The sequence below is a fragment of the Micromonospora tarensis genome, assembly GCF_016803395.1.
GTDB lineage: Bacteria > Actinomycetota > Actinomycetes > Mycobacteriales > Micromonosporaceae > Micromonospora > Micromonospora tarensis.
This window is the reverse complement of the sequence record NZ_JAEVHL010000307.1, coordinates 1-6,601: the sequence shown is the minus strand read 5'-3', so window position 1 is coordinate 6,601 and position 6,601 is coordinate 1. Positions and strand designations below refer to the sequence as shown.

The following is a 6,601-nucleotide window of genomic DNA, read 5'->3' as shown; positions in this document are numbered from 1 at the left end:
GGCGGCCGGCACCGACCTCGGCGCGGACCCCGGTGTGACCGGGCCGGCGATCACCGTTGGCGCGCTCGCGGTGGCCGTGATCGGGGTCCGCCACGCGCTCCGCCACAGCCGCCTCGCCGAGCGGGCCCAGCCCGCCGCCGCACCGTCAACGCGGGCGGCTGGCCCCCTGCACGTATAGCAGCTCCAGGATCGCCCTGGTCGCCTCGAACCAACGGTTGAGCCAGTCCTGCGAGGGCAGGCTGCCCTTCGGCGGCAACTCCATCAACAGGCCACGCAGCAACGGGTGGTCGGCAAACGACTCGGCGGGCTCCGCCGGCCAGCCGGTGGGCGGAAACGACGGCTCGAGCAGCGGGTTCGGGTCCAGCGAGGGCAGCGAGAGCGGAGGATCCGTCGACTCGGCGGTGCCGTCCCGCCCACCCAACTCATCGTCGGTCGACACCACCTCGGTCAGAACAGTGTCCCGACGAGCGCCGCGGTACTTGCCACCGAACCGCTCCGGCTTGGCCGGACCGTTTGTGAGGTTGTCTGAACCGATCGTCGTCATCCGTCTCGCCTACTCGCTCGGTTGCGGGTCGGTGCGGCGGGTCGTCGACCAGCGCCGTACCGACCGGTTCAACGAGACGGGCGCGCTGTGGCGACGGGATTCCCGACGGAACCTCGCCGGCCAGCGTCACGGGACGGCCGCCCGCCGCGCAGTCCTCGGACACGGCTGAATCCCCGCCCGGTGGAACCGGACGGGGACCCAGTCGACTGGTCGGTCAGACCGCGTCGAACGTGCCGCCCCGGGTACCGGCGACGAAGGCGTGCCAGTCACCCGGCGCGAAGACCAGGGCCGGGCCGGCCTTGTCCTTCGAGTCCCGCACTCCAACCGCCCCCGTCACGTACGCCACCTCCACGCAGTTGTCACAGTTCGGTCCGCTCTTCGAGCTCTTGAACCAGGCTGCCTGCGTCAGGTCCACGGGGAACCCCTTGGTCGCCATTTCCACAACGGCTCCTCTGCCAGTTTTGCGATGTGTGCGACGGACTCCTCCGGACGTATGGCCGCAGCGCGGATGTGATCGAAGATGAAGCTGTACTTCTGTAGTTCGTCGCTCTTCTCGAGGAAAAGCCCACCCGTGGCGTTCTCCGCGTACACAACATCCGGATCACCGGGCTCAGGGAAGCTGAGGATCGTGAACGTGCCGTCCATGCCGGCGTGCGCACCCACCTCGAAGGGCAGGATCTGCAGCGTCACGTTCGGCAACTCGGCCACCTCGACCAACCGCTTGAGTTGGCCGCGCATCACCTCGTCCCCGCCCACCGGCCGACTCACCACCGCCTCATCGAGCACCACCCACAGATCGACCGGATCGTCCTGGGTCAATAACGACTGACGGCCCAGACGGACACGCACCCTCTGGTGCACCTGATCGGCGGTGAAGTCCGGCCGAGCCGCGCGGATCATGGCACCGGCGTACTCCTCGGTCTCCAGAAGACCCGGAACGACCTGCTGTTCGTACGCCCGGATCGAGCTCGCCGCCGCCTCCAGGCCGACGTACGCGCCGACGAGCACCGTGCTGTACGGATGCCACCAGCCCTTCTGGCGGGCCTCCCGGGCGATCTGCACGAGCTCGTCGCTCTCGGCACCGACCACGCCGTAGATCCGCAGCATGTCCCGCACGTCACGAGGGGTGGCCGTGGTGTGCCCGGTCTCGATGCGGGAGACCTTCGACGCCGAACACTCCAACTGTTCGGCGACCACCTCGATGGTGATCCCGGCGGACTCCCGTTGGCGGCGCAGTTCGGCACCGAGCCGCCGCCGTCTGATGGTGGGGCTGCGCCGCTCACTCATGGCGCAACCCGTCCGTCACTGGTCCTCGCCGCTGGTTGCTCGACCCCACTCGGGCTACCTCCGTCACGCGCCACTCGGTGGCACCCGCCGGGGGCGCGACCGTCGACCGGCGAGCGTTCGCGACGAAGGGGGTGGTGCCGGTCCTCGGCCGGCCGCGACGGGCGAAACCGGATCTCAGTGTGCCGTCCGTACGCGGACGGCATCAATAGGCCTTTCGCGCGACACGCTCACGTATTGGCAAAACTCGACGTGCAACTTGCATCAAGCACGTCCCTGATGCACTCTGTCCGTATGGCACGGATCACTCAGCGTCTCCGTCTGATCCCTCGGAGTGGTGACCCCACCGATCCGGGGAGGCCAGGCACGACGCGGGCCCGGCCGACGACAACGAAACTTGCTCCGGGGTAAAGACCCCGCCGCTGCAAGCCGGCAAGCTGCGGCGGCGGGCGCGGTCCCGGAAGCAACCGGGTGGTGGTCGGGTGGCGGCACGCCACCAGCGGGGTACGGCCCGACCACCGCCATCCCGCACCACCGGTTCACGAGGCACGACCCCGTCGCCGGCCGAGACGTCCCCCGTTCAGGCACCGCCGGCCCCCGCCGGCCGATCCTCCCCAGGAGCCCATGTGCTTCCCCGCACCGGTGACGTACTGCACGTGACTCGCGCGGCGAGTGTCCAGTTCCTCAGGCCCATCAAGTTCCGGGTGATCCGGGTGCTCGACTGGCCGACCTATGACGGCTGGCTCTGGCTCGACGGCTACGAGTTGAACGCCGCGGGCGACGCGGTCACCCGACGGTCGATCTTCGTCCAGCGGGAAGGCCTGCAACGACTGCAGGCCGCCCCCGAACCCCGCCCGCACACCGTGCGCGCCCGCCGACCGGTCGCGCGTACCCCGCTCCGGGTGGGCTGACCGGCCCGAATCCGCCGCCGGTGGGCGTGCCGTCGCCATAGAATCGGTACGCCCACCCCGGCACCGTTCCACCCGCTCGTCCAGGACCCTGACCCTGGGATGGTCATGGTCAATCAGCCCGCCCTGCGGCGGCACCACCGCTCCCGTATCGCCTACGCCTTCGGACTACTCGCCCTGCTCGGGGCGATGGCGGCACTCCTGGTCCTCCTCCACGACCCGGCGATGTCGTCCACCCGGCTGACCACGCCGGTGCCGGCACCGGAGATCACCGTGATCGACTCCGACCCGCCGGCGGACGGCGGCTCGTCGGCCGACGAGAGACCCGGCTGGATCGGCGCCGACGCACCGGGCGACCACGCCGGAGCTACCGACCCGACCGGCCCGGTCTCCGGCCTCGGGGCCGGCGGCCAGTCCACCGGCCATCCGGAGATCCCCGAGGCGGCGCCGGCCGGCCACACCGCCACGGACGTCCGCCGCTCGCTGTTCTGGTCGGGGATCTTCGGCCTCGCCATCTCGTTGGCCGGCCTCGGCCTGGTCGGCACCCGCCGCAGGATGTGGTGACCGGCGGTCACGGCGTGCTCGTCACCGTGGGGCTCGGCGTGGTCGGGCTGACCCCGGTCGACGGGTCTGCCGCCGAAATGATCAACAGCACCTCGTCGTCGGTCGCCACCGGCGTGCCGGCCCCCGGCTCGGTGCCCACCACGGTTCCCGGCGGCAACTCCGACGCGCGGTAGACCACCCGGTAGGCCAGGCCGAGCCGATCGAACAACCCCTCGGCGGTGGCCTGCGACAGACCGACAACCGGCGGCACCGGCACCTCGGCCGGCGGCTCACTGGTCGCCGGGCTGCTCGGCGTCTCGCTGGTCGGCGCCGCCGAGCTGGGGGACGCGCTGGTCGGCGCGGCGCTGGAGGCCGTGGCCGACGGGAGTGACGGGGTGGACCCCGGATCGTCCCGGTCGTCCTCCTGCTCCGCGAGCACCAACCAGAGCACGCCTCCGAGCAGGCCGGCGAGCAGCAGCGCGAGTACGCCCCAGAGGATCGGCAGCCACCACCGCCGGCCCTGCTCCTCGACGTACCACTCACCGGCGGGGTCAGCCGGTCGTGGCGAGCGCACCTCGGCCCGTCCGGACCAGGGCGGCGGTAGCTGCGTCGTCCGGTCGGCCGGCGGGCCCGGCCGGGTGTCGGCGGCACGATCGATCGGCATGGTCTGGTCGGAACGAGCCGGGGCAGCCCGGTCGATCGGCGCCGTCTCGTCCGGGTCGACGGCGGGTCGGACCGGTTGCGGCTCGGGCCGGTCGGCGGCCGGGGGCAGGGGGCGGGTCCGGTCGTCGTCGTGCTCGCCGGCGGGAGGCTCCTCGATGTCGTCGCTCATCGCACGTCCCTTCCCGGACCGGACGGGCGTCATGGCCCTCGACCGCGACCCTAGTCGCCGGCACCGCCATCGGTGCGGATCAGCATGCCCAGCGGCGCGTGCCGCCGGCGCGGCGAGACGGATAGGCGACTGGACGTTCGGCCCGCCAGGCCGGAGATCAGGACGTGGGTCTCGTGCTCGGCTGCTCGACGGAGCCCGCCCCACACCAGATGCTGACCTCGTCGTTCCACCGGGCCGGACCGTCCTCGGCCGGTTCCTGCCGGCTGACCTTCCCACTGCGTCCGGTGACGTAGCGCGGGTACAGGCCCTCCTCGACCAGCTCGTCCACCGCGTCGGCGCAGTCCTCACCCACCACGTCCGGCACCTCGGCGGCGGGCGCTGGCCCAGCGACCTGGAGTTGCACCGTCGTACCCCGGGCGACCTCGGCGCCCACGGCCGGTGTGCTGCTCTCGACAGTACGGCCGAACCCGCTACCGAAGACCAGCCGCCAACCGAGCCGCTGCTTGCGCAGCATGTCCCGGGCCTGCACGAAGTCGGCGCCGACCACCGGCGGCACGGTCAGACCGGCCCCCTTCGTCGCGGTCGCGGAGGTGCGGACCGCTGACGGCGTGGCGCGGCCGGTGCTCGGCCTGGGCGCCGTCGCCCGGTCGGTCGGCGTGCCGGCCGTGGTGGCGACGGCCAGCGGATCACCTGCGGGCGTCTCGTCCTCGCCGGCCAGTAACCAGCCTCCGGTCGCACCGATCGCGGCCAGCAGCACCGCGGCCAACCCACCACCGAGCACGATGCTGGCCCGGCCCGGTCCGCCGCCGTCCCGCCCGCCCACGGCATCCTGCCGGCCCGTGTTCGTGTCCGTCATACCGCCCACCGCCTCATCACCGGCGACCGTACCGTCCGCCGCCCAATCCGCCGCACCGGCGGTGCACACCGGCGGGTCGTTGCGACTCGCCGCGCCGACGACGGGACGTTACGCTGCCCGGCATGGCCAGACAGGGCTGGGGAGTGTCGATCGCGACGGCGGTCGGGGTCGCTGCCGGCGCGGGTGCCGCGCAACTCGGCTTCGGCTACGGGCTGGGCGTCATCACCTGGACGCCTACCGAGGCCGGGGCGACCGACACAGCCTGGGCGGACGGCCTTGCCTGGGCCACCTGGCTCGCCGCCAGCTCGACCGTCCTCGGCGCGGTCTGCGCGCAGCGGCTCCACAAACGAAACGCCCCGGCTACGGTCGAACCACCCGCTGCCGACCCCGCGAGCGGGCCCAGGCACGCGACCGAGGATGCCGTCGCCGCCGAGGATGCCGTCGCCGCCGAGGAGGCGAGCCCGGCTCCGCGGCTTGCCGAGAACCCCACCGACGGCGGCGGCCTGCTGCGGCGGGTGCTCCTCGCCCTCGGCGCCGGGATCGGCGGGCTGGTCACGGTGCTGCTGATCGCCGTACCGGCGCGGGTCGCGACCGGCGCGGACACCGGCGCACCGCAACGGACGGCCGCCGTGCAGGCGGCGGTGGGCATCCTGATCGGCGTCCTCGTCGCGATCTGGGCGCTGCGCTCCCGAGCCGCCGCGGTCAACGTGACCGCGACGGCCGCCTGGCTCTGGCTGCTCGCGGTGGTCTCGGTGATCGACGGGGTACGCGTCGGACGAGGGCTGACCGGGGCTCAACTCGGCACCTGGCAGCTCGACCCGGACCACCCGCGGTACTGGATCGGGGACCAGCTCTACTGGCCCGGTGCGCTGCTCGCGCTGCTGCCCGCGCTGCTGATCGGCCTGCTGGCCGCCCGCAGGTCCGCCCGGTCAGGTGGGCACCGGGTGGGTGCGGCCGCCTCCGGTGGGGCCGGCCCGGCGCTCGTCGCGCTCGCCTACCTGACCACCCTGCCGCACTGGTCGACACTGGGTCCCGCCCAACTGTCCACTCAACTGATCGCCCCGTACGCGATGATCGCCGGTATCGGCGGCTCGGTGCTGGCCGCGGTCCTCGCCGAGCGGGCCGACCGGAACCGGGCGGCCGAGCGCGGCCCGGCGGCCGAGCGGGTGGCCGAGCGCGGCCTGGCGGCCGAGCGGGGTGGGACCGAGCCAGCGGCGGCTGTCTCAGACCCGGCGGTCGTTGCGGAACCGGTGGTGGTCGCGGATCCGGTGACGGCTGCCCCGGATCCGGCCGGTGGGGCTGACCCCACGCGGTCGCCTGCCGGCTCCTCGTCCGCCGTCCGGGTGCGACGCGGCAGGTCCGAATCCACACCACCGGGGGTCGCCGACGCACCCCAGGTTCCCGCGCCCCGCACGGACCCCGACGCCCCGGTTGCGGCTGCTCCCGCGACAGCGGAGGCACCGACCCCAGCCCCCCGCCGCACCCGCGCAAGCCGCCGCACCACCACAGACTGACCGCGCCCAACCCGGCGGCCACCACTGCTCACCCTCCGTTGATCATGAAGTTATCGCCATCTCGCGCGGCGAGTCGTGGCGATAACTTATGATCGCCGGGGTGAGTGGGTGGGTGGGTGG

General features: G+C 72.9%; 8 protein-coding genes. 3 read left to right on the top strand and 5 right to left on the bottom strand.

Going from position 1 to position 6,601, the window contains the following annotated elements; all coding sequences use genetic code 11:
* Positions 1–145 precede the first annotated feature (145 nt).
* The 3 genes from JM949_RS32255 to JM949_RS32245 all read right to left on the bottom strand — a co-directional run bounded on the left by JM949_RS32255 (position 146) and on the right by JM949_RS32245 (position 1,831).
* Positions 146–544 (bottom strand): hypothetical protein, encoded by a 399-nt coding sequence (locus JM949_RS32255; protein WP_203151864.1) that lies wholly within the window; start codon positions 542–544, stop codon positions 146–148.
* 214 nt (positions 545–758) lie between these two features.
* Positions 759–980, bottom strand: coding sequence for a DUF397 domain-containing protein (locus JM949_RS32250; RefSeq protein WP_203151863.1), 222 nt, complete (start codon positions 978–980; stop codon positions 759–761).
* Positions 950–1,831, bottom strand: a complete 882-nt coding sequence (locus tag JM949_RS32245) for a helix-turn-helix domain-containing protein (RefSeq protein ID WP_030487606.1) — start codon at positions 1,829–1,831, stop codon at positions 950–952. Before JM949_RS32245 ends, JM949_RS32250 begins: the two co-directional genes overlap by 31 nt.
* 623 nt (positions 1,832–2,454) lie before the next feature.
* Here JM949_RS32245 and JM949_RS32240 point away from each other — a divergent pair.
* Both JM949_RS32240 and JM949_RS32235 read left to right on the top strand, forming a co-directional pair.
* Complete coding sequence (locus JM949_RS32240; protein WP_203151862.1) at positions 2,455–2,739, top strand: hypothetical protein; 285 nt, start codon at positions 2,455–2,457, stop codon at positions 2,737–2,739.
* A gap of 99 nt (positions 2,740–2,838) precedes the next feature.
* Positions 2,839–3,300, top strand: a complete 462-nt coding sequence (locus tag JM949_RS32235) for a hypothetical protein (RefSeq protein ID WP_203151861.1) — start codon at positions 2,839–2,841, stop codon at positions 3,298–3,300.
* A gap of 7 nt (positions 3,301–3,307) precedes the next feature.
* On the opposite strand, the gene JM949_RS32230 is transcribed toward JM949_RS32235, so the two are convergent.
* Positions 3,308–4,111: a PASTA domain-containing protein gene (locus JM949_RS32230; protein ID WP_203151860.1), complete on the bottom strand. Its 804-nt coding sequence runs from the start codon at positions 4,109–4,111 to the stop codon at positions 3,308–3,310.
* A gap of 157 nt (positions 4,112–4,268) precedes the next feature.
* Positions 4,269–4,967 carry a PASTA domain-containing protein gene (locus tag JM949_RS32225; RefSeq protein WP_203151859.1) on the bottom strand — a complete coding sequence of 233 codons (699 nt, stop codon included), beginning with the start codon at positions 4,965–4,967 and terminating at the stop codon, positions 4,269–4,271.
* A gap of 122 nt (positions 4,968–5,089) precedes the next feature.
* Here JM949_RS32225 and JM949_RS32220 point away from each other — a divergent pair, with 122 nt between their 5' ends.
* Complete coding sequence (locus JM949_RS32220; protein ID WP_203151858.1) at positions 5,090–6,481, top strand: hypothetical protein; 1,392 nt, start codon at positions 5,090–5,092, stop codon at positions 6,479–6,481.
* Positions 6,482–6,601 lie beyond the last annotated feature (120 nt).

Coding starts and splice junctions, on each gene's coding strand:
- JM949_RS32235 (WP_203151861.1), top strand. CDS start 2,839: ATGGTCATGGTCAATCAGCCCGCCCTGCGGCGGCACCACCGCTCCCGT.
- JM949_RS32220 (WP_203151858.1), top strand. CDS start 5,090: ATGGCCAGACAGGGCTGGGGAGTGTCGATCGCGACGGCGGTCGGGGTC.
- JM949_RS32245 (WP_030487606.1), bottom strand. CDS start 1,831: ATGAGTGAGCGGCGCAGCCCCACCATCAGACGGCGGCGGCTCGGTGCC.
- JM949_RS32255 (WP_203151864.1), bottom strand. CDS start 544: ATGACGACGATCGGTTCAGACAACCTCACAAACGGTCCGGCCAAGCCG.
- JM949_RS32225 (WP_203151859.1), bottom strand. CDS start 4,967: ATGACGGACACGAACACGGGCCGGCAGGATGCCGTGGGCGGGCGGGAC.
- JM949_RS32250 (WP_203151863.1), bottom strand. CDS start 980: ATGGCGACCAAGGGGTTCCCCGTGGACCTGACGCAGGCAGCCTGGTTC.
- JM949_RS32230 (WP_203151860.1), bottom strand. CDS start 4,111: ATGAGCGACGACATCGAGGAGCCTCCCGCCGGCGAGCACGACGACGAC.